The following is a 20,727-nucleotide window of genomic DNA, read 5'->3' on the forward strand; positions in this document are numbered from 1 at the left end:
GCCAACTCCAATGCGCTGGCTCGCTTACTGCTTGAGCACGTAAGTGTTCAGATCATCGAGCGTTTGCTGCATGTGGCTGTCCATGGATTGGCGGGCTTGTGTGCTGTCGCCCTGCCGAAGCGCGGCAAGGATCTGCTCATGTTCCGCTATTGCATGCTTCTGGATCTGCTCGAAGGCGCTGGTTTCGCGCCTGCGTGAAGAAAGGACGCGGCCCAGCGGCTCATAGAGCGCCGAAACGAAAACATTGCCGGAAGCCCGCAGGATCACATCATGGAATTCCAAGTCGGCTTCGACAAACCCATCCAAATCCGCAGATGCATGGGCAGCACGCATGGCATCAAGCAGTTCGCCCATCGTTGCCAGCTGCCCTTCGGTGATCCGTGAGGCAGCCAGTTCGCAGGCGCCGGTCTCCAGCATCCGGCGCAACTCGATCAGCTGCACAGCGGCCGCGGCGGCACCCACGCCGGCGGTCGTGGCACGAACGACAGCCTCCAGTGAATTCCACATATTGATCGGATTCACAAACGTTCCACGGCCTCGCTCGACGCGGATGATGTTCTGCGCCGCCAGCGTCTTGATCGCCTCGCGGACCGTCATCCGGCTGACGTCCAAGGTTTCGCAGAGTTCCAGCTCGCCAGGAATCAACTCGTCAACCGGCAGTTCACCGCTGACTATGCGGTCCAACACGCTGTCCGCTACCTCTACGACCAGTGACTTCCGGGCCACGATTCCTCCATCCCCGGGACTGCTCATCCCGCCAAAGACCTGTCTAGTCTATGTCCCGCAGGCAGTTGCAGCAGACCACGATCCGTGTAAAACTATTCGTCATGACAGATGTCTGACATCTTACCTATGATGCAGATGTGGTGCCCAATGACGAAGGAGTCCTTGACCATGCTTGAGTCCGAGTTGCTCGCCGGATATCTCCCGGAGCGCGAAATCGCGCCCGCGAAGATTGCCGAGACGGCGCGTTCCACCGGCAGCGTGCTGGTGGTCCTGGATGACGACCCGACCGGAACCCAGTCCGTGAGCAACCTGCCGGTGCTCACTCGTTGGGACGTCGAGGATTTCCGCTGGGCTTTCGACCTGCAACTGGATGGCGAACGCCCATTGGCCGTCTACGTGCTGACTAACACGCGTTCCCTGGATGCCGCCGATGCCGCACTGCGCAATGAGCAGGTAGCCCGGGCAGCCCTGCAGGCAGCTGCAGAAGCCGGCCTCTCGGTATCCTTCGTCAGCCGCAGCGATTCCACCCTGCGCGGGCATTTCCCGCTGGAAACCGACACCTTGGCGGCCACCACGGCGTCCGTTGATCCGTCTTCCTCGGTAGATGCAGTGCTGATGGTTCCCGCCTTCGGCGAAGCCGGGCGTATCACCGTTGCCGGCGAGCATTACATGCGCACCACCGACGGCCAGGTCGCCAAGGTCAGCGAGACTGAATTCGCCAAGGATGCCACCTTCGGCTTCAGCACCAGCTACCTGCCTGACTACGTCGCCAAGAAGACCGGCGGGCGCATCGCGCCCGAAGACGTGATGATCCTGGACTTGGATACCATCCGCTCCGGCGCCGCAGCCATCGCCGGCCGATTGGCCGAAGCATCCAACGCCCAGGTGGCCACCGCGGATATCGTCACCGAAAACGACTTGCTGGCCTTGGCCGAAGGTCTGCAGCAGGCCGAAGCGTCCGGAACCCGCGTGCTGTACCGCGTGGGCCCGCCATTCATGCGCGCCCGCATCGGGCAGGAAAAGCGCCAGCCGCTCACCGCAGACGAGATCTATGCCGAGAACGGTGCCGAGCAGCGCACCGCCGGCGGGCTGATCGTCGTGGGCTCGCACGTGGGCGTGACCACCCGCCAGCTGGCCGACCTGACCGGCCAGCATTCGAATGCCACGGTCATCGAGCTGGATGTCCCGGCCATCCTCGCCGAAGGGGCCGAGGCCTACTTGGCAGGCAAGGCCGAGCAGATCGGTGCCGCCTTGGCCACCCAGGATGTCATTGTGCACACCTCGCGCAAGCTGGTGAAAACCGACGACGCGGCGCAATCGCTGGACATCGCCCGCACCGTGAGCGCCGCGGTGGTTTCGGTGGTCAACCAGATCCTGCACGCTACTCCCCCGCGTTTCGTCATCGCCAAGGGCGGGATCACTTCTTCGGATGTCGCCGCGCATGGCCTGGAAATCCGCCATGCGATCGTGCGCGGACCGATGCTCCCGGGCATTGTCTCGCTCTGGGAATCGGTGGACGGGCCTGCAGCCGGCATCCCCTACATCGTCTTCGCCGGCAATGTGGGCGATGACAGTTCGCTGACTGCCGTCACCGCCAAGCTGAGCGTCACTTTCTAACCATCTTTACTACTCCTTGGAGATTTCAATGAGCACCACTACAGTTGCAGTCCTCGGCCTGGGCGCCATGGGCCTGCCCATGGCCACCCGCTTGGCCACCGAGCTTCAGGTCAACGGATTCGACATCTCGGCTGAACGCATGGAACTGGCCAGCAACGCGGGCATCGCCACCTTTGCTTCCGCCCGCGAAGCGGTCACCGGCGCCGATGCGCTGCTGCTGGCCGTGCGCAATGGCGAGCAGCTGGACGCCGTGCTCTTCGGCGAGCAGGGCGTGGCCGGGCAGCTGAAGGCCGGCGCGGTGGTCATCCTGACCTCCACCGTTGGCTTGGACGCGGTACCTGCCACCGCCAAGCGCCTGGCCGAACTGGGCGTCGGCCTGGTGGATGCGCCGCTGTCCGGCGGCCCGGTGCGCGCCGGCGAAGGCGACCTGCTGATCGTGGTCGGCGCCGAGCCGGCGGAACTGGCCAAGGTCCGCAACGTGCTGGACCTGCTGGCTTCCACCCTGAGCATCGTGGGCGACAAGCCGGGCGATGGCCAGGCGCTGAAGACTGTGAACCAGCTGCTGTGCGGCGTGCACATCGCAGCCGCCGCCGAGGCCCTGGCCCTGGCCGGCAAGCTCGGCCTTGACCAGGCCACCACCCTCGAAGCGCTGCAGGCCGGCGCCGCGAATTCCTTCATGCTCGGCAACCGCGGCCCGCGCATGCTCGAAGCCTACAGCGAGGACGGCGCCGAGGTGCTCTCGCGTCTGGACATCTTCGTGAAGGACATGGGCATCGTGACCAGCGCGGCCCGTTCCCTGCACCTGTCCACCCCGGTGGCCTCCGCGGCCGAGCAGCTCTACCTGCTGGGCGAAGCCCACGAGCTGGCCGCCGCCGACGATTCAGCAGTCATCAAGGTAGTGGCCCCGAAGGCTGCCCAGTAAAGTCATCAGCGCGCGGGTTCGACACCCGCGCACTGCGTCAAAGGAGACGACACAACCCATGAGCCCGCTAATGCTCTTACTGATTGCGGTGGCCGGAGTGGCCCTGCTGCTGCTCGGCGTCATCAAATTCAAGATGCCCGCCTTCATCGTCCTGCTGCTGGTCAGCATCCTCGTGGCCTTGGCCGCCGGCATCCCGATCCAGGAAGTGGCCGGTTTGGTCACCACAGGCATGGGCGGCACGCTGGGCAGCGTCGCCGTCCTGGTGGGCTTGGGCGCCATGCTCGGCAAGGTCATCGAGATCTCCGGCGGAGCCCAGGTGCTCTCCACCCGCTTCACCGCGCTCTTCGGCCCACGCCGGGTGATCGCTGCGCTGACCACCGCTGCCTTCCTGCTGGCCATCCCGGTCTTCTTCGACGTGGGCTTCATCGTGCTGGTGCCGATCATCTACGGCTTCGCCAAGGCATTGGGCGTCTCCCCGGTGAAGATCGGCCTGCCGGTCGGCGCGATCATGCTGGCCATCCACGTGGTGGTTCCGCCTCATCCAGGCGTGGTCGGCGGTGCCGAGATCCTCGGCGCCGACATCGGCTGGGCCACCATCCTGGGCTTGGCTTTCTGTGCCCCGCTGGGCGTGCTGAGCTACTTCGCGGCCAAGCGGATCAACCGCCGCGAGATCCCGATGCTGGCCGAAACCGCCGAGCAGTTCGAATCCTTCGGCACCGCTGAGGGCGATGACGGTGCAGTGGCCACCAAGACCAAGGCCCCGACCTCCTCCATGGTTATTTCCATGATCCTGCTGCCGATCGTGATGATCATGCTCGGCACCGTGGGCGGCTCCCTGGTGCCCGCAGAATCCACCGCGGCGAACTTCCTGGGCTTCATCGGCTCGCCATCCGTCGCGTTGCTGGTAACCGTACTGGTGTCCTACTACCTGCTGGGCGTTCGCAGCGGCTGGAGCAGCGAGCAGACCGGCAAGGTCATGGACTCGGCGCTGGCCCCGGCGGCCATCGTGATCCTGGTGACCGGCGCCGGCGGCGTGTTCGGCAAGGTGCTCACCGAATCGGGCATCGGCACCGTGCTGGCCGAATCCCTGGCCGAGGCCGGGCTGCCGATCATCGTCATGGCCTTCGTCCTGGCCGCGATCCTGCGCGCCTCGCAGGGATCCGCCACCGTCGCGATCATCACCACCACCGGCCTGCTGGCCGCAGCCGTGGAAGCCGGCGGCTACTCCACCGTGCAGACCGCGCTGATCCTGGCCTCCGTGGGCTTCGGCGCCTTCGGCCTGAGCCACGTGAACGACTCGGGCTTCTGGATTGTCACCCGCTTCCTGGGCCTGTCCGTGGCCGACGGCCTGCGCACCTGGACCGTGCTGACCACAGTGCTGGGCGTGGCAGGATTCGCGCTCACCGCCATCACCTACGCCATTATCACCGCTGCAGGAGTGTAATTTCCCGATGCTCACCCCCATGAACCAGATGGTCGCCGAGGCCATTGCCTCCGGACAGGCCGTCCCCGCGTTCACCTGCTACGACTTCACCACCGCACTGGCAGTGGTCGCCGAAGCCGAAAAGCAGGGCCGCGCGGTCATCCTGAATGTCGCGCCGAAGACCGCCGGAAGCACCGCGGGACTGCGGCTGATCTCGGCCCTGCGCACCTTGGGCGAGCAGGCAGCCGTGCCGGTAGCGGTCCAACTGGATCATGCCAGCGACGCGCAACTGATTGCCCGCGCCGTGCAGGCCGGCGCCACCGCGGTGCTGGCCGACGGTTCGGCCGGGACGCTGGAGGAGAACATCGCCTTCGTCCAGCAGGTGCGTTCACTGATCGGCCCGCAGGTGGTGCTGGAAGCCGAGCTAGGCGCCCTGCCTGGCAACGAGGACAAGGCCTTCGAGCAGTCGGCCTCGCAGCTGACCGATCCGGCCCAGGTGGCCCGCTTCGTCCAGGACAGCGGCGCGCAGCTGCTGGCAGTGGCCATCGGCAACGTCCACGGCAGATACAAGGGCGAACCGAAAATCCACTGGGACGTGCTGGAAGCCATCCACGCCGAATCAGCGGTTCCGCTGGTACTGCATGGAGCATCGGGCATCGCGCCTGCGGACCTCTCGCGTTCCATTTCCTTCGGAGTGGGCAAGGTCAACTTGAACACCGAGTTGCGCACTGCGACGCTGGCCGCACTGGCCGGGCAGGTGGAAGCCCGCCGCGCCGACGGACAGAATGTGCTGGGCTTGATGGGCGACTGGGAGCAAGCGGTCACCGAGGTCGCCTCGGCGACCTTCATCTCCTTGAGAGCCAAATAGATTGCTGCCATTGAAGGCCGCGGCGAAGGAACTCCCTTGTTCCGGCGCCGCGGCCTTCGGCGTATCCGGCTGCGGCAGAGCCAACGGCCGGGGACACTGCTATCGCTTCGCTTCGCGCCGCGCTTCCTGGCTCAAGGCCATCACGAAATCATCGATGTCAGTGTGCTCGAGTTTGGCACATCGGCCAGCGTCGATATCCACGGCGCCGGCAAGGACGGGCTCGCGCAGGACTGCAAGCCTGATCTCATGTTCTTGCTTCCGGCGCTCGGTCAGAACAACATTTCGAATTTGCATGATGAGCTCCTCCTGATCCTTCCAAGCTACAGATAATTGGCATATTAGGCCATACCCTGCGACCCGGCTCCTAGCTGGCTCTGGTTCTGAACGAGCACCTGTCAGTTCCCATTTCCCTGCTCGGTTAGAGAAGAGTAGGGTCCGGATTATGCGCGGACCGCAGGGAAACTCCTCAGTAGCTAATAGGCAGTCTCAACCGACAGCACCTTCAACCCGTCGGCCACCACGCGACCGTCGTGGATGACGGTGCGGTCGGTGCCGCGGTCCATCACGGTGGAGGAAATCGTTTCGCCGTCCACCAGCACCAACTCGGCCCGGTCTCCCGCAGCCAGTCCCGGGCGGTCGGCCACCGAAGCCAAGCGCGGCACCTCACGGTCCATGATCGAAGCGCCGCCCATGGTGGCCACGGCGAGCGCGTGCTCGATCAGCTCGTCCTTGCGGAACCCATTGACGAACGCCAGCTGCCAGGTCCGCTCCAGCAGGTCGCAGTTCCCGTAGGGGCTCCAGTAATCGCGTTGCCCGTCCTCGCCCAGACCGAAACGCACCCCTGCCGCAACCAGGTCCACCAGCGGCAAATGGCTGGAGGTGCTTGGCGCCACCGAGGTCAGCGAGATATCCAGCTCGGCGAAGGTCTCGATCAGCCGGCGGCTGGTGGCCTCGCTGACGCCGCCCAGCTCGTAGGCATGGGACAGGTTGACCCTGCCCTGCATCCCCAGTGCCCGGGTGCGCTCGGCAATCAGCTCCGTGGAGAACACGGCGAGCGCGCCGGGTTCATGCAGGTGCACGTCGATATCCACCTGGTACTTCTCGGCCAGCCCGAACACCGTATCGAGGTGGCGGACCGGGTCGCGGTCCAGTGCACAGGGGTCGATGCCGCCCATGGCATCCGCACCGGCTTTCAGTGCATCCTCCAGATACTTTTCGGTGCACGGTTCGCGCAGAATCCCGGCCTGGGGGAAGATGATGATCTGCACTTCGGCCTCGTTGGAGAACTTCTCCTTCGCGGCCACCACTGCCTCGTATTTCTCCAGCTTGGAATCCACATCCACCTGGGCGAAGGAACGCACCCGGGTGGTGCCGCGGGCGATCATCCGTTCCAGGGTTCCGGCAACGCGCTCGGGCAGCGGAATTTCGGCATCCCGCCAGTTTTCGCGGTCGTTGCTCATCATTCCCCACACACCGGGCCGGCCGGTGTGCTCGCGGAAGGGCAGGCCGATGCGCGTGGAGTCCAGATGCACGTGCACGTCCGAGAAGGACGGGATCAGGATGCGGCCCCTGCCATCCACATCAGTTGGTTCCGGGATCCGCTGCGGATCATGGGCGGCGATCGAGGTGATCTTGGCGCCCTCGATGAGGATGTCGCTGGGCGCTCCGCCCCAAGGGCGGGCATTGCTGATGAGCATGAAATGAAGTCCTTTGCCCGATTACCGAGTTCTCGTACGAGGGTACAGCACGCCGGGCTGCCCGCCAGCGTCCCTGGGCAGAGCCTCGACCGCCAGTGCTCTTCCGGGCTCATGGCCCTCGCCGCCGCCAATCAGTTCCGGGGGACTCGATCCGCCGCTAGCAATCCGCGCCCCGGCTGTTTTCTAGTGCCACGACGGCGACCGCCTGAACGGCCTCATCAACGTCAATCCCTCCGCTCAGACTTTGCTCTAGGGGCCCTCTTCATCCATTGCATCAACTCCACTTCGGCACTCCAGCGCATTGGCCCAATTTCGCCCGCGAAGTACCAGTACCTGCATCCGCAGAAGACTAAGTGATAGTAAGGCGAGTCGTTAACTATCACCTAGGATGCACGAAGCGATGAAGCACAACGACAGCGACGACCGCATTGAGATTCCTGTCCGCTGCTCAGCAAAGCACCACTGGCGCCCGCGGCGAAGGAGAAGTCAGGATTGCGCAAAATGCGCGTCTGGCAGCATGATCACATCCTGCGCATTCTGGACGACTACGCAGCAACGATTCGACGGGACTCGGTGCACTAAGCCCGGATGCCCATACGACAAGCCTCGGGCCATATGAATGTGATATGACAGTGATAGCCAAGAGGGCCTCACTGCTCACTGGCCAGTCATGGAAGAGTCAAAAGCATGGCCCCTGAACATTCACAGCGAACCCAAACCCCGACTTCCGCCGAGCCCAAGCCGTCACTGTCGACGCGTGTAGGCGGATTCATGCCCGGCATCTTCCTGTGCCTGGTGATGGGCGGCGTGGCGCTGGCCGCCGCGAAGCTCATCCCCGGGATGAGCGCACTGCTGATCGCGATCCTGCTCGGTGCGCTGTGGCGCAATCTGGCGCCGGTACCCACGGTCTTCGAGCCAGGGGTAACCTTCTCCGCGAAGACGCTACTGCGTGCAGGCATCGTGCTGCTGGGCTTCCAGCTCTCGCTCGGCGCCATCCTGGCCTTGGGCCCGGGCGTGCTGGTCATCGTGGTGCTCTGCGTGGGCGTGACCTTCCTGGCCACCGTGTGGATCGGCGGACGCATGGGCATTGAGCTGCCGCAGCGCCTGCTGATCGCCGCCGGCTTCTCCATTTGCGGTGCTGCTGCCGTGGCTGGTGCCGAGGGCGCAACCCGCGCCAAGCAGGACCAGGTGGCTACGGCCATCGGCCTGGTGGTGCTCTTCGGTACCCTGATGATCCCGCTGACCCCGGCGCTGGGCGCGCTGTTGGGCCTGGGCGAAACCAGCATCGGCGTGCTGATCGGCGCTTCCACCCACGAGGTGGCCCAGGTGGTCGCCGCCGGCGGCGCCGTGGGCGCCACCGCGCTGGGCGTGGCCGTGACGGTCAAGTTGGCACGCGTGGTCATGCTCGCCCCGATCATGGCGGGCCTGTCGCTGTACATGAGCCGCAAGCACAACATCGAAGGCGGAAAGCGCCCACCGGTCATCCCGCTGTTCGTGGCGCTGTTCCTGGTAGCCATGCTGGTCCGCACCACCGGCATCCTGCCCGAAACGCTGCTGCAGCTGGCCTCGACCGCGCAGACCGTGCTGCTGGCCGCCTCGATGTTCGCACTGGGCCTGGGCGTGCACCTGAAGTCAATCGTGAATTCAGGCGGCCGCTCGCTGGTGCTGGCCTTGCTGTCCACGCTGGTCATTCTGGTCATCGCCGTGGTCGGCGCGCTGCTCTACCGTCCGCTGTAACGCCAAGATTTCCACGAATCTCCACGACTGCCTCGGCACCGGCATTGCGGAAACGAATCAAACTTCACCGCAAGGGTCCGCGGGAACTCCGGGACGCAGAAAGCCAGCCACGTAGCGATGGCAACATGGCTGGCTGTCTGGAACTGCTGCAACTAGCGCAGCACGACGGTGCGTGAGCCACTGAGGAAGACCCGGTCCTCGCAGTGCCAGCGCACCGCGTCGGACAACGCCTTGCACTCGGTATCGCGGCCCGCGGCCACCAGATGCTCGGGCTCGAAGCTGTGGTCCACTTCCTGGACCCGCTGAGTGATGATCGGCCCCTCGTCCAGCTCCGAATTCACGTAGTGCGCGGTGGCGCCCACGGTCTTCACGCCGCGCTCGAACGCCTGATGGTAAGGCTTGGCGCCCTTGAAGGAGGGCAGGAACGAGTGGTGGATATTGATGGCCCGGCCGGTGAGCTTGCGGCTGAGGTCATCGGAGAGCACCTGCATGTAGCGGGCCAGGACCACCAGATCCACCTCGAAGCGCTCCACCAGGTCCATCAGCTTGGACCCGGCTTCGGGCTTCGTCTGCGCGGTGACCGGAATATGGAAGAACGGGATCCCGTTCCACTCGAGCTGCTGGCGGTGATCGGGGTGGTTGGAGACAACTGCCGCGATCTGCACCGGCAGCTCCCCCATCCGGGCGCGGAACAGCAAGTCGTGCAGGCAGTGGCCGAATTTGGAGACCATCACCACCACGCGCTTCTTACGGCCTGCCGGGCGCGGCCCCCAGGTAGCTTGGTGCTCTTCGGCAAGCTGCCCGAGGCTTGCTTCGAGCTGCGAGATCTCCGCGGCAATTTCCTTCGACTCGGCGACTTCGAACTCGATGCGCATGAACAGCGTTCCTGAACGCTGGTCATCATGCTGCTTCAGCTCCCGGATATCTCCGTGGTGCTTGAGCAGCAGACCGGTGACCGCATGCACGATGCCCGGGCGCTCGGCGCAGGTGAGGGTCAGGACGTATTTGTTGTTCGGTTCGGTCATCGTGCCGCTCCTTGGTTTCGCCGAGATGGCTATAGCTTCGCCATGACTCGTGTGGTTTTCAGATGAAAGGAATACGGTCGCGCAGTGCGCCCGCTTGCCCGCTTTGCCCCGCGGAATCCGGGCCGCCGGGCCAGGGGTTTACCTGCCGATAATCCGCGCCTTGCACTGCCCTTCAAAGCGGATGCCGGCATGCCCGGCATCCGCGGACAGACTCTGATATATCAGTTGCTGATCGCAATACTAGGTGTGCCCCAGCACAGCGTCAATGACTTTTCCTGCTGGATTTCTGCAGGGTTCCAAGCAGGTTTTCAGCCCAGTTGCCGACCAGCAGCGAACGGCGGATTAGGCGCATTCGCGCGGAAAAAGCGCCCAATTCGGAGCCGGGGCGATACTCTTTGTGTGTCGGCAAAATGATTTTTGAGCAATGAAGAGAGCAATATGCCAAGGCCCACCGGATTGACCAGCACCGCCACGGAGCAAGGCTCGATGGCCGATCGCGCCTACAACGCCCTGCGCGACCGGCTGGTGCTGCTGGAAATCGCGCCGACCCATCCGATCCACGAACCGCAGCTCGCCGAAGAGCTCGGCGTCGGGCGCACCCCGATGCGCGAAGCCCTCAAGCGCTTGGAAACCGACCACCTGGTCGTGTCCTATCCGCGCCGCGGCACCTTCGCCACGGCAGTGGATTTCCATGAGCTGAACTACATCTCCGAGATGCGCCAGGTGCTCGAGCCGCTGGCCGCCCGCAACGCGGCGGCCAACAAGGACCCACTGATCCGCGAGGAGCTGGCCGGCTCCCTGCAGCAGATCGATGCCTTGGACCCTACGCTGGACCAGCGTTCGCTGCTGCTGCTCGATGTGCACATCCACCGGCTCATCTACAAGGCCGCGGCCAACAAGCACCTGGAGGAAACCCTGGTGCGCCTGGATAACCTGGTGACCCGGATCTGGTGCCTGGTCATCGACCAGATGCCGCCCATCGCCGAGCACATTTCCGAGCATTCAGCCCTGTTGCGCGCCATCCTCGACGGCGACGCGGAGCTGGCCTCGCGGCTGGTCTCGGAGCACGTGGCCCACTTCGAGCAGGCCCTGCGCCGTGCCCCGTAGCCGACGCTCCGGGACGCGGCCGGCACGCTAGCGTACGGCACCCTCGGGCTCCAGATCCGCATCGGGATGCTGCTGCGCTTCGCGCACCTCGGCTTCTTGCCCATCGTCCGCCAGCTCATCCGCCGGCGCTTCCGGCGCTTGTGCTGCGGCCTCTAGCGCCGGGGCGGCGACAATCGAGTTCTCCCTGGTCATCAGGCAGAACTGCTCACCCGCGTGGCGGTCGATGCCGTCATCCACTGCCTGTTCCAGCACCTCCATGGCCACCTTGCCGCGCAGCACCAGCGGATCGCGGCTCAGGTCCTTCCACAGCGCCACGCAGAGCAGCAGCATCACCAGCACGAAGGGCAGCGCCGAGACGATCGTGATGTTCGTCAGCCCGTTCAAGGCTTCCGCCGGATGATCCCCGCCGGCCAGCAGCATCACCGCCACCACCGCGCCCACCGAAACACCCCAGAAGACCACCGACTTCTTCGACGGATCCTCGGCGCCGCGCTCGCTGAGCGCGCCCATCACGATCGAGGCCGAGTCCGCCCCGGTGACGAAGAAGATGGCAATCAGCACCACGGTCAGCCCCATCAGCGCAATGGAGAACCACTCGGGGAACGGCAGCGCGCCGAGCAGCTCGAAGAGCACCGAGTCGAAGTCGATGTCCGGTGCCCCATCCACCATCCTCGCCAGCGCCTGGCCCATGTCCCCGTTGCGCTCGGCCCGCTCCCGCAGGCCGATGGCGCCACCGCCGAAAATCGCGAACCAGATCAGCGTGACGGTGGAAGGAACCAGCAGCACGCCGGTGACGAACTGGCGGATGCTGCGCCCGCGCGAGATCCGCGCGATGAACAGGCCCACGAACGGGGTCCAGGAAACCCACCATGCCCAGTAGAAGATCGTCCAGGAAGACAGCCAGGCGGCCATGTCCCCGTCGCCGGAGGCCGAGCCCGGGCGGTTGGGATTCACATTCAAGCAGATGCCGGTTTGGCCGCTCTTGCAGTTGCGGCAGCGGCCGCAGGAGATGTTGAAGGGCATCGAGACGACGTCGCCCACCTTGAGGAACTCCACATCACGGCCCACTTCGCTTCGTCGGCCAGGAACTGGTGCACGACATTCCCGGGGAACCAGGATTCGCCCCGATCAACGAAGCCGGCGGCGAAGGCATTACCGGCAGCAACCGCTTCGCCAGCTCGGCCGCCGATGATGGGACCGAACTGCAGGTGAGCACCGCAACCACCGTGGTGCCGTGGGTGCTGGACCGCGATTTGGTGCGCTATTTCTTCGACAAGCTGGAACCGGTGCTGGTCAACGGCACCGGCGGGGTGATCTACGCCCGCACCGCCGCCGGCGTCGACGACGATCCGAAGTCGGACAGCGCTCCGGATGCCGTAGCGCCGCTGAAGAACTCGGTGTGGTCTCTGGCCGCGGCCGCGGTGCCGCTGCTGGTCTTCGCCGGATCGTTGCTGCTCTCCTCCAGCTACTCCCCGGATGCGAAACTTGTCCCGCAGCTGGTCGGCTGGGTTGGAGTCATCATGTCCGGAATCCTGCTGGTGCTCGAACTGCGCACCCGCAAGGCCGCAATGGCCGCGGATCGGCGGGTTAACGTATCGGCCGCCGCCTACTTCACCGCGCCTGCCGAAACCGTCCCCGCAGCTGCAGGGCATGCACCATCCGGCACTGCCCAGGCGACGGCTGCGATCCAGCAGCCGGACACCAATCCGGGCACTGGATATCAGGCTGGAACCAGCTCAGCTGGAACTGGCCGCGACTCGGCTTGGGGCCCCAAGTGGACCAGCGATGCATCTTTCGCCTTGCGAACCTTCAGCTGGATGGCTGGGTTCCTCGTGCTCACCTCGCTGGTGGGATACCTGGCAGCCATCTCGGTCTTCGTTCCGGCCTTCCTGCTCATCGTGGCCCGCGCCAAGCTGAAGACCACCATCATCTACACGGCTGTGCTGTTCATTCTGATGCTGGTTCTTCCATCCCTGCTTCCCATCGACCTGCCCCAGGGCCTGCTGGCCAACTGGCTCTGATCACGAGATCCACTAGGAGAACACCATGGCAATCATCGCTTGCTACAGCGGCACCCCCGCGGGCCGCTTGGCCGTACGGCGCGGGCTGGCCGAGGCCCACAAGGCACAGGACCGGTTGCTGATCGCGAACCTGGACAAGGAGCCGATCACCGAGCAGCATCTGGGCATCGACCTCGATGCCCTGCTGGATCTCGGGGTTCCGCTGCAGATCCTGCCGCAAAACGGCCCGGTCCACGACGCTGCCGATTTCGTCCTCCAGGCGGAGCAGGAGCATTCCGCCGCATTGATCGTCCTCGGGCTGCGCAAGCGCTCGCGCGTAGGCAAGCTGATCATGGGCAGCATCGCCCAGCGCATCCTGATCGAGGCCGACTGCCCGGTGCTTGCAGTGAAGGCGAAAGACTAGTCCTTCTCCTCGTGAACAAAATCAGCCAACGCAATCCCCGCCCGCATTTTCAACAGATGCAGGCGGGGATTGCGTTTGCGTTCCAGCGTCCAAAGGCGGTGCCCTATCTCACGAATAGTTTCACAAGATACTTGTACGAGTTATTTGTATTCTGTAGCTATGGAAATTGAGCACGAGTCGGCAGGCCTTTCCGAGCAGATGCATGAAGCGCTTTCACCACTGCTGAGCCTGATACGCACAGCCCGGTCCATGTCCCCGGGCAAACTGGGCATCCTGCACACCCTCGCCACCGAAGGCCGGGCAAGTGCCGCCGGGATGCGTCAGGACATCGGGGTCAGCCAGCAAGCCATCTTGCTGACCACCAAGGAGTTGGAAGGCCTCGGACTAATCGAGCGGCACCGGGATGAAGCCGACCGACGCAAGCCCTGGTTCCAGCTCACCGATGCCGGCCGGCAAAAACTGGAGCATGAAATCCAGCTTGGCCAGGCCGCATTGACGCAAGCCATCAGCGAGAACCTGAGCGATGAAGAGCTCTCCTTGATACGTGCCGCCTTGCCTGCACTGAAAAAAATCAACACGGCGGTCCGCCCATGAATCGCACCGCAACCGCCCGAAATCCGCTGGTGCCGACGCTGGTATTTGCCGCGCTCGCCACTGCCATCGTCTCCTCGCTGGGCATGCTGCTGGTCCCCTCGATTTCACAGCGCTTCAACGTCGACGTTGCCACCGCCCAGTGGATGCTCACAGCGAATCTCCTGGCTGGCGCCGTGGCAACACCCATCATGGGTCGCCTCAGCGATGGTCCGCATAAGAAACGGCTGCTGCTCGCTTCGCTGGCAACCATGTTCGCCGGGTCGGTCATGGCGGCGGCCGCCCCAACCTTCGGGGTGTTTCTTGCCGGACGCGTGCTCCAAGGCCTGTCCTACGGAATTGTCCCTGTCACCATCGCCATCGCACGGCGCTATGTGCCTGCTGAGCAGGCGCAGAACACCATCTCTACCCTGTCGGTGACCGTTGCCTCCGGAATCGGCATCGGCTATCCGCTGACCGGCATCATCGCCGGCATTTTCGACTACTCCTTCGCTTTCTGGTTTGGTGCTGTCTTCGTGCTGGCCACCATCTTCGTCGTATGGAAAGTCGTCCCCTCCGGCCCAGATAACCACGCAGAGCAGCACCCCTTCGACTTCGCCGGCTCCTGCTTGCTGGCTGTGGGCCTCGGTTCCCTGCTTCTGACAATATCCGAGGGCCCCAAGTGGGGTTGGGCATCTGGGATCACCCTCGCACTGGCCGTCTTCTCGATCATCGTGCTGGGCCTTTGGGTACGGGTGGAAATCCGCCTGGACCACCCTTTGATCAACCTGCGCACGCTGAAGCAGGGCGAAGTCCTCTTGGCCAATATCTCGGCCATCGCACTGGGTGCGGCACTGTACATCGCCATGTCCGTCTCGTCCCTGGTTGCCCAAGCAGATGCCTCCACGGGTTATGGGCTGAGCCTCCCGGTCTTCTGGGCGGGATTTGTCATCTTCCCGCTCTCGGTAGGAAGCCTGGCCGCCAACCGCACGGTGCGGGTATTGGCCAAGCACGTTGGCATCCAGGTCATGCTTCCCATTGGTGCGATCATCATGGCTGCTGCCGGAACCATGCTCTGGCTGCTTCATGCGGCGCTCTGGGAGATCTTGCTGAGCATGCTGGTCTTCGGCATCGGCATGGGCGCAAGCTACGCGGCGATGCCGGCATTGATTGCGCGCAGCGTGGCGGCACAGGAACTGGGCAGCTCCGTGAGCTTCAACCAGGTGCTGCGCACCGTGGGTTCCTCCTTCGGCACAGCGATTTCCGCCGCAATCATCGCCACCCACCCAGGGCTTAACGGTGAGGCCAGTCCCGAAGGCATCAACATGACTTTCTTGCTCGGCGCCCTACTGTGCATCGCTCTGGGCGTGGCGCTGCTGACAGATTCCGCACGATGCCAGCAAAAGCGGAAGAGATAGCCGCCGAGCCTGGATGCAGAAAACATCCCGATGCCGCGATAGCATCGAGACGCTTTCTGGATTCGGGGGTGCCTAGAGTTCGACGATCTCGAATTCCAGCAGTTCGGTTCCGGTGGCCACTGGCTTCTTGGCTTCGCTGCCGGCATGCGCCGCATCAGCGCGCTGCGCGCGCCAGTTCTCGAAGTCCTCGCGGGTTGCCCACTGGGTGTACACGAAGTACTTGTCTCCACCGTTGACCGGACGCAGCAACTTGAACCCTTCAAAGCCCGGCGAAGAATCCACCGAATGCTTGCGAGCGGCGAAACGCTTCTCCAGTTCCGGTCCGGCTTCACCAGGAACCGACAGGGCATTGATGACGACAATCGACATGTTCAACCTTTCGTGACCGAGTTTCGATGACAGGGAAACTCTTTGCTTCCACCCTACGCCTGCGCTTTCTTCGCCGCAGGCCGGCGTGACGAACTTGGAACGGCTAGTCGGCATGCTCCATGGGCCAGCAAATTTCAAAGCGCTCCAGGATCAGTTCTCCCCCTAGCTGGAGAGTGTCTTCAGGTTTCCAATCCACACCAATTGATTTTTGCGTACGGCGCCAGAATTTCTCATGTTCGGCACGCCAATATTCCAACGAGAGATCCCCTTCGCCCTCAGCTGCTGCAAACTGGGCATCCACATCGATGAATGAGGAGCGTTCGACGGACAGCACGCGCAAGATTGCTCGAGGCTGCCCGGCCCCGTCGCAGACGATGCAGCGGTCTTCAGGCTGCGGGACACGTTCTTTGTAGTAGGCGTAGTCGCTAGCAAGAGATGACGTCGCCCTCTTGGTTCCGTACAGCATTTCGTGTAGCAGCTCATCGGCAAGCGCAGGATGGTCCCCGAACGACTCGGCAACATGATGCGGCGCATCGGCCAGCGGAATTCCTTTGCTCTCCAGATACTCGGACCACATCCGCTGCGCAGCTTCTGCATTGACAGGAGGTAAGTCAGGAACGGAATTTTCTGTCATGCCTAGATCATAGCCGCAGCAAATACCCAGGTTGACCATAAACTAGCTATTGCAAAACATCCGGTATGCAATCACAGACCTGGCCTCGAGAGGGCGCCCATAAGGGGTCTTCAAGCATCACTGAATCCCCGGGATACTATCGCGCAGGTCGCGGACGTTGCAGCCCTGCTTAGGCCTTGAGAGTACCAATACCGCGCTTGGCTAGCCACCGCGCTGCAGCAGGCCGGAGCGCTGGCGTCATTTGCCATCCTCGAAACTGCGTTTCAAGGTTTCCGGCCGACGCAGATCCCCGAGGGCTGAGAGCACGTCCAGTCGCGGTGCCCGGTGCTGATTACCCTCGCTGCCGGGGCAAGTGAAACCAGCTGGCGGGGAAACTCCGATACGCTTGGTGTTCTTCAGGCGGCGACGCCAATGGACATAGGTCTTGATGCCGAAGGCCAGCAACACTGCCAAGACCGAGAAGCCTAGGACTACCGAAGCCTGGACAACCTCGCCCAAGGAAAGGTCCTCGACTTCCTGGGTCAACACCGATGCAACAGTAATCGTGTCCATACCCAATTCCTGTATCTAGAGTTGCGTCTGCTTCATCCCCACGTGGCTGCTAGTCTATGGGCTGTGTTAGTGGAATGGGCCAGGACACGGCAATCGATATGCGTTTGTTACGGATGTCCCAGACCCCTGGCAACCACGCGATGAATACGCGCCAAACTCCGGTGTTCCGCCGTGCCTGATCAGAAGCAATTCCCCACGAAAAAAGCTTCGGCAACCTGCCAGTTGCAGGATGCCGAAGCCATTTCCCAGTGCCTAGTGCTCGCGGCGGATCAGCTGGCCGGATGGGGTCTGGAAGTCCACATCATTGCCGGCAATGATCGAGCGGCGCACCACCCCATGCAGGGTCTTGCCCTGGTACGGGGAGATCGGGTTCTTGTGGTGCAGCTTCTGCACGTCCACCTCGAAGGTGTCCTCTGGAGCGAAGATCGCGAAGTCGGCGTCCTTGCCCTCCTCGATGCTGCCCTTGGCCCCCAGGCCGGCGAGCTTGGACGGGTTGACGCCCATCCACTGCACAACCTGTTCCAGCTTCAGCCCACGCTGCTTAGCTTCGCTCCAGATCAGCGGCAGGCCCAGCTGCAGCGACGCCACGCCGCCCCAGGCGACACCGAAGTCGCCGTTCTCCACGTCCTTCAGGTCGATGGTCGAAGGCGAATGGTCCGACACGATGCAGTCGATAACGCCTTGCTCCAGGCCCCTCCAAAGCAGCTCGCGGTTGTCATTCTCGCGGATCGGCGGGCAGCATTTGAAGGCGGTGGCCCCGTCTGGGATGTCCTCCGACAGCAAGGTCAGGTAATGCGGGCAGGTTTCCACGGTGAGCTTCACGCCCTCGGCTTTCGCCTGGCGGATCATTTCCAGCGCATCCGAGCTGGACAGGTGCAGCACGTGGGCGCGCACCCCGGTGGTGCGGGCGCGCTCGATCACCTGGGCGATGGCGGTGTTCTCTGCATCGCGCGGGCGCGAATCCAGGAATCCGGCGTATTTTCCGCCCACCGGCTGCGGTGAATTGTCAATGATCTCGGCATCCTCGGCGTGCACGATCATCAGCGAGTCGAAGGAGGCCAGTTCGGCCATGTCCTCTTCCATCTCGTCGACGCTCAGGGATGGGAACTCGTCCACTCCCGAGTGCAGGAGGAAGCACTTGAAGCCGAAGACCCCTGCTTCATGCAACTCGCGCAGGTCCTTCTTGTTGCCCGGGATGGCACCGCCCCAGAAGCCGACATTGACGTAGGCGTTCTTGCCAGCGGCCTCGCGCTTGATCTCCAGCGCTTCGAGGTTCACCGTGGGCGGGATGGAATTCAGCGGCATATCCACAATGGTGGTCACGCCGCCGGCGGCCGCGGCCTTGGTGGCCGATTCGAAACCTTCCCATTCGGTGCGGCCCGGCTCGTTCACGTGCACATGGGTATCAACGAGTCCGGGAAGCAGCACCTCGTCGGCTGCCACCTCGATCACGCGGGTACCGGCCAGCGCGGTGCCGTAGGGCTCAACGGCGGCAATCTTCCCACCACACACGCCGATCTCGCGCGGCGCGATGTCCTGTCCGGCCAGCACTTGCTGCCCGCGCAACACCAGGTCATAGGTGGTTCCGGTGGTGCCTTGGGTCGATGCGCGTCCGACAGCTTCGTTGATGCTCATGAGGCGTTCCTACTCGTTGATAGCTCAGGTTTCTTGGTGCTCGGCAGCTCTATGCCAAGTCTAGATTGCTGTGGCGCGAGGCACACCCGAAAAGGTGAACCGGTGCCCCGCGCCCAACGTTGCGGGGTGCAGGTCAGCGACGACTTCCCTTTCAGGCACCCACAGTGGCCGAGGCTGCCAGCGGCACCAACGCGGTTGGCGCATCGCCAGGCTCCAAGGCCAGGTCTTCGAATTCATTGATGGCATCCAGCTGCGCGCCCATGGCGATGTTGGTGACCTTTTCCAGGATCACTTCCACCACGACCGGCACCTGGTGCTCTTCGGCCAGGGCGTTGGCCTGCGTGAATCCGGCGGCCAGCTGGCTCGGATCCTCGATGCGCACCGCCTTGCAGCCCAGGCCTTCGGCGACCTTCACATGGTCCACGCCGTAGCCGTTGGTTTCCGGGGAGTTGATGTTGTCGAAGCCCAGCGACACGTGGTAATCCATTTCGAAGACGCGCTGCGACTGGCGGATCAGGCCCAGGTAGGAGTTGTTGACCACCACGTGCACGTACGGCAGCCTGAACTGCGCGCCGACTGCCAATTCCTCGATCATGAACTGGAAGTCGTAGTCGCCGGAGAGGGCCACGACCTTCTCGCCCGGCTTGCCGCGCACCACGCCCAGGGCGGCCGGTCCGGTCCAGCCCAGCGGGCCGGCCTGGCCGGCGTTGATCCACTTGCGCGGGCCGTAGACGTGCAGCATCTGCGCGCCGGCGATCTGGCTCAAGCCGATGGTGGACACATAGGTGGTGTCCTGGCCGAAGGCGGCGTTCATCTCCTGGTACACGCGCTGCGGCTTGATCGGGATGTTCTCGAAGTTGGTCTTGCGGTGGCCGGTGGACTTGCGAGCGGTGGCCTCATCGGCCCAGGCCGAGTAGTCCGGCAGGGTGCCGGCGGCCTTGCGCTCGCGCACCACGTCCAGGATGGCATCTATGGCGGCGCCGGCATCCGAGGTGATTCCCAGATCCGGGGAGAAGACGCGGCCGATCTGCGTGGGCTCGATGTCCACATGGATGAACTTGCGTCCTGCCCGGTAGGTGCCCAGATCGCCGGTGTGGCGGTTGGCCCAGCGGTTGCCCAGGCCCAGCACCACGTCGGATTCCAGGAACGTGGCATTGCCGTACTTGGTGTGGGTCTGGATGCCCACCATGCCCGATTGCAGGCGGTGGTCATCCGGGATGGCGCCCCAGCCCATCAGCGTCGGGGAGACCGGGATGTTCAATTCCTCGGCCAGCTCGACCAGCTTCGCTGAAGCATTGGCGTTGATCACGCCGCCGCCGGCGATGATGATCGGCTTCTTCCCGCCGGCCAGCAGGTCCACGATCTTCTCGGCCTGGCCGCGGGTGGCCTGCGGCTTGGAGGGAGCCAAGGGCTCGTAGGCGTCGATGTCGAAGTCGATCTCGGCCATCTGCACGTTGATCGGCAGGTCGATCAGCGCCGGGCCCGGACGACCTGAGCGCATGATCTGGAAGGCCTTGGCGAAGGTGCCCGGAACCAGGCCCGGCTCCAGGATGGTGGAGGCGTACTTGGTGACCGGCTTGGCGATGGACTCGATGTCCACGGCCTGGAAGTCTTCCTTGTGCAGCACGCTGGTGGGCGCCTGCCCGGTGATGCACAGCATCGGGATGCTGTCGGCGATCGCGGCGTACAGGCCGGTGATCATGTCGGTACCGGCCGGGCCCGAGGTGCCCAGGCACAGCCCGATCTTGCCGGTGGCCCGGGAGTAGCCGTCGGCAGCGTGGCTGGCGCCCTCGACGTGGCGGTGCAGGGTGTGGCGGATTCCGCCGTGGGCCTTCATGGCCGAGTACAGCGGGTTGATGGCGGCGCCGGGCAGGCCGAAGGCCTCGGTGGTGCCCTCCTTCTGCAGGATCTGCACGATGGCATCTACTGCGCGCATCTTTGGCATTTCAGTCACGTCCTTCGGAGCACCGGCAAGGGTGCAGGTGGGTTGCTTGGGAGAAAGA

The 20,727-nt window shown here is 63.9% G+C and carries 20 protein-coding genes; 10 read left to right on the forward strand and 10 right to left on the reverse strand.

Annotated features, from left to right (window positions below; all coding sequences use genetic code 11):
• Positions 1-24: 24 nt before the first annotated feature.
• Positions 25-726, reverse strand: a complete 702-nt coding sequence (locus ACLQ8T_RS15370; protein ID WP_141356077.1) for a FadR/GntR family transcriptional regulator — start codon at positions 724-726, stop codon at positions 25-27.
• Between the two features lie 168 nt (positions 727-894).
• Here ACLQ8T_RS15370 and ACLQ8T_RS15375 point away from each other — a divergent pair, with 168 nt between their 5' ends.
• The 4 genes from ACLQ8T_RS15375 (at position 895) to ACLQ8T_RS15390 (ending at position 5,556) form a co-directional block, all read left to right on the forward strand.
• Positions 895-2,343 carry a four-carbon acid sugar kinase family protein gene (locus ACLQ8T_RS15375; RefSeq protein ID WP_413455181.1) on the forward strand — a complete coding sequence of 483 codons (1,449 nt, stop codon included), beginning with the start codon at positions 895-897 and terminating at the stop codon, positions 2,341-2,343.
• A 28-nt stretch (positions 2,344-2,371) separates the two neighbouring features.
• Entirely contained in the window at positions 2,372-3,265 is an 894-nt protein-coding gene (locus tag ACLQ8T_RS15380; RefSeq protein ID WP_038992963.1) for an NAD(P)-dependent oxidoreductase, read from the forward strand.
• A gap of 70 nt (positions 3,266-3,335) precedes the next feature.
• The gene (locus ACLQ8T_RS15385; RefSeq protein ID WP_413455182.1) at positions 3,336-4,709 is read left to right on the forward strand and encodes a GntP family transporter; all 1,374 of its coding nucleotides are present in this window, start codon (positions 3,336-3,338) and stop codon (positions 4,707-4,709) included.
• 7 nt (positions 4,710-4,716) lie between these two features.
• A complete protein-coding gene (locus ACLQ8T_RS15390; RefSeq protein ID WP_413455183.1) occupies positions 4,717-5,556 on the forward strand; it encodes a class II fructose-bisphosphate aldolase in 840 nt (279 codons plus the stop codon).
• A gap of 99 nt (positions 5,557-5,655) precedes the next feature.
• Here the strand turns inward: ACLQ8T_RS15390 and ACLQ8T_RS15395 are convergent, their stop codons facing one another.
• Together ACLQ8T_RS15395 and ACLQ8T_RS15400 are read right to left on the reverse strand one after the other, a co-directional pair.
• Positions 5,656-5,850: a hypothetical protein gene (locus ACLQ8T_RS15395; protein WP_413455184.1), complete on the reverse strand. Its 195-nt coding sequence runs from the start codon at positions 5,848-5,850 to the stop codon at positions 5,656-5,658.
• 179 nt (positions 5,851-6,029) lie between these two features.
• Positions 6,030-7,253, reverse strand: coding sequence for an amidohydrolase family protein (locus tag ACLQ8T_RS15400; protein ID WP_038992959.1), 1,224 nt, complete (start codon positions 7,251-7,253; stop codon positions 6,030-6,032).
• A gap of 771 nt (positions 7,254-8,024) precedes the next feature.
• Here ACLQ8T_RS15400 and ACLQ8T_RS15405 point away from each other — a divergent pair.
• Positions 8,025-8,990 (forward strand): YeiH family protein, encoded by a 966-nt coding sequence (locus ACLQ8T_RS15405; protein WP_413455185.1) that lies wholly within the window; start codon positions 8,025-8,027, stop codon positions 8,988-8,990.
• A gap of 152 nt (positions 8,991-9,142) precedes the next feature.
• Here the strand turns inward: ACLQ8T_RS15405 and purU are convergent, their stop codons facing one another.
• A complete protein-coding gene (gene purU, locus ACLQ8T_RS15410; protein WP_413455186.1) occupies positions 9,143-10,015 on the reverse strand; it encodes a formyltetrahydrofolate deformylase in 873 nt (290 codons plus the stop codon).
• A gap of 438 nt (positions 10,016-10,453) precedes the next feature.
• On the opposite strand from purU, the gene ACLQ8T_RS15415 reads away from it, so the two are divergent.
• Positions 10,454-11,122, forward strand: coding sequence for a GntR family transcriptional regulator (locus ACLQ8T_RS15415; RefSeq protein WP_149597485.1), 669 nt, complete (start codon positions 10,454-10,456; stop codon positions 11,120-11,122).
• Positions 11,123-11,149: 27 nt separating this feature from the next.
• Here ACLQ8T_RS15415 and ACLQ8T_RS15420 read toward each other — a convergent pair whose 3' ends face one another.
• A complete protein-coding gene (locus ACLQ8T_RS15420) occupies positions 11,150-12,190 on the reverse strand; it encodes a BCCT family transporter (RefSeq protein WP_413455187.1) in 1,041 nt (346 codons plus the stop codon).
• A gap of 23 nt (positions 12,191-12,213) precedes the next feature.
• Here ACLQ8T_RS15420 and ACLQ8T_RS15425 point away from each other — a divergent pair, with 23 nt between their 5' ends.
• The 4 genes from ACLQ8T_RS15425 to ACLQ8T_RS15440 all read left to right on the forward strand — a co-directional run bounded on the left by ACLQ8T_RS15425 (position 12,214) and on the right by ACLQ8T_RS15440 (position 15,534).
• Positions 12,214-13,143, forward strand: a complete 930-nt coding sequence (locus ACLQ8T_RS15425) for a hypothetical protein (RefSeq protein WP_413455188.1) — start codon at positions 12,214-12,216, stop codon at positions 13,141-13,143.
• A 25-nt stretch (positions 13,144-13,168) separates the two neighbouring features.
• The gene (locus ACLQ8T_RS15430) at positions 13,169-13,546 is read left to right on the forward strand and encodes a universal stress protein (protein ID WP_413455189.1); all 378 of its coding nucleotides are present in this window, start codon (positions 13,169-13,171) and stop codon (positions 13,544-13,546) included.
• A 159-nt stretch (positions 13,547-13,705) separates the two neighbouring features.
• On the forward strand, positions 13,706-14,140 hold the full coding sequence (locus ACLQ8T_RS15435) for a MarR family winged helix-turn-helix transcriptional regulator (RefSeq protein WP_413455190.1): 435 nt from the start codon (positions 13,706-13,708) through the stop codon (positions 14,138-14,140).
• Positions 14,137-15,534, forward strand: a complete 1,398-nt coding sequence (locus tag ACLQ8T_RS15440) for an MFS transporter (protein WP_413455191.1) — start codon at positions 14,137-14,139, stop codon at positions 15,532-15,534. The genes ACLQ8T_RS15435 and ACLQ8T_RS15440 overlap by 4 nt, the downstream gene beginning before the upstream one ends.
• Before the next feature lie 72 nt (positions 15,535-15,606).
• On the opposite strand, the gene ACLQ8T_RS15445 is transcribed toward ACLQ8T_RS15440, so the two are convergent.
• The 5 genes from ACLQ8T_RS15445 to gcl form a co-directional block, all read right to left on the reverse strand.
• Positions 15,607-15,903, reverse strand: coding sequence for an antibiotic biosynthesis monooxygenase family protein (locus ACLQ8T_RS15445; protein ID WP_204719472.1), 297 nt, complete (start codon positions 15,901-15,903; stop codon positions 15,607-15,609).
• Between the two features lie 103 nt (positions 15,904-16,006).
• A complete protein-coding gene (locus ACLQ8T_RS15450) occupies positions 16,007-16,537 on the reverse strand; it encodes an ASCH domain-containing protein (protein ID WP_413455192.1) in 531 nt (176 codons plus the stop codon).
• Positions 16,538-16,774: 237 nt separating this feature from the next.
• Positions 16,775-17,089, reverse strand: a complete 315-nt coding sequence (locus ACLQ8T_RS15455) for a hypothetical protein (RefSeq protein WP_413455193.1) — start codon at positions 17,087-17,089, stop codon at positions 16,775-16,777.
• Between the two features lie 252 nt (positions 17,090-17,341).
• Positions 17,342-18,724, reverse strand: a complete 1,383-nt coding sequence (gene allB / locus ACLQ8T_RS15460; RefSeq protein WP_413455194.1) for an allantoinase AllB — start codon at positions 18,722-18,724, stop codon at positions 17,342-17,344.
• 151 nt (positions 18,725-18,875) lie between these two features.
• On the reverse strand, positions 18,876-20,669 hold the full coding sequence (gene gcl / locus ACLQ8T_RS15465) for a glyoxylate carboligase (RefSeq protein WP_413455195.1): 1,794 nt from the start codon (positions 20,667-20,669) through the stop codon (positions 18,876-18,878).
• Between the last annotated feature and the right edge of the window lie 58 nt (positions 20,670-20,727).

The organism is Glutamicibacter sp. FR1, from assembly GCF_047300825.1.
Classification (GTDB): Bacteria; Actinomycetota; Actinomycetes; order Actinomycetales; family Micrococcaceae; genus Glutamicibacter; species Glutamicibacter nicotianae.

What these genes read in the sequence shown, in the direction of transcription:
- ACLQ8T_RS15375 (WP_413455181.1), top strand. Translation starts at nt 895, where the DNA reads ATGCTTGAGTCCGAGTTGCTCGCCGGATATCTCCCGGAGCGCGAAATC.
- ACLQ8T_RS15380 (WP_038992963.1), top strand. Translation starts at nt 2,372, where the DNA reads ATGAGCACCACTACAGTTGCAGTCCTCGGCCTGGGCGCCATGGGCCTG.
- ACLQ8T_RS15385 (WP_413455182.1), top strand. Translation starts at nt 3,336, where the DNA reads ATGCTCTTACTGATTGCGGTGGCCGGAGTGGCCCTGCTGCTGCTCGGC.
- ACLQ8T_RS15390 (WP_413455183.1), top strand. Translation starts at nt 4,717, where the DNA reads ATGCTCACCCCCATGAACCAGATGGTCGCCGAGGCCATTGCCTCCGGA.
- ACLQ8T_RS15395 (WP_413455184.1), bottom strand. Translation starts at nt 5,850, where the DNA reads ATGCAAATTCGAAATGTTGTTCTGACCGAGCGCCGGAAGCAAGAACAT.
- ACLQ8T_RS15400 (WP_038992959.1), bottom strand. Translation starts at nt 7,253, where the DNA reads ATGCTCATCAGCAATGCCCGCCCTTGGGGCGGAGCGCCCAGCGACATC.
- ACLQ8T_RS15405 (WP_413455185.1), top strand. Translation starts at nt 8,025, where the DNA reads ATGCCCGGCATCTTCCTGTGCCTGGTGATGGGCGGCGTGGCGCTGGCC.
- purU (WP_413455186.1), bottom strand. Translation starts at nt 10,015, where the DNA reads ATGACCGAACCGAACAACAAATACGTCCTGACCCTCACCTGCGCCGAG.
- ACLQ8T_RS15415 (WP_149597485.1), top strand. Translation starts at nt 10,454, where the DNA reads ATGCCAAGGCCCACCGGATTGACCAGCACCGCCACGGAGCAAGGCTCG.
- ACLQ8T_RS15430 (WP_413455189.1), top strand. Translation starts at nt 13,169, where the DNA reads ATGGCAATCATCGCTTGCTACAGCGGCACCCCCGCGGGCCGCTTGGCC.
- ACLQ8T_RS15435 (WP_413455190.1), top strand. Translation starts at nt 13,706, where the DNA reads ATGGAAATTGAGCACGAGTCGGCAGGCCTTTCCGAGCAGATGCATGAA.
- ACLQ8T_RS15440 (WP_413455191.1), top strand. Translation starts at nt 14,137, where the DNA reads ATGAATCGCACCGCAACCGCCCGAAATCCGCTGGTGCCGACGCTGGTA.
- ACLQ8T_RS15445 (WP_204719472.1), bottom strand. Translation starts at nt 15,903, where the DNA reads ATGTCGATTGTCGTCATCAATGCCCTGTCGGTTCCTGGTGAAGCCGGA.
- ACLQ8T_RS15450 (WP_413455192.1), bottom strand. Translation starts at nt 16,537, where the DNA reads ATGACAGAAAATTCCGTTCCTGACTTACCTCCTGTCAATGCAGAAGCT.
- ACLQ8T_RS15455 (WP_413455193.1), bottom strand. Translation starts at nt 17,089, where the DNA reads ATGGACACGATTACTGTTGCATCGGTGTTGACCCAGGAAGTCGAGGAC.
- allB (WP_413455194.1), bottom strand. Translation starts at nt 18,724, where the DNA reads ATGAGCATCAACGAAGCTGTCGGACGCGCATCGACCCAAGGCACCACC.
- gcl (WP_413455195.1), bottom strand. Translation starts at nt 20,669, where the DNA reads ATGCCAAAGATGCGCGCAGTAGATGCCATCGTGCAGATCCTGCAGAAG.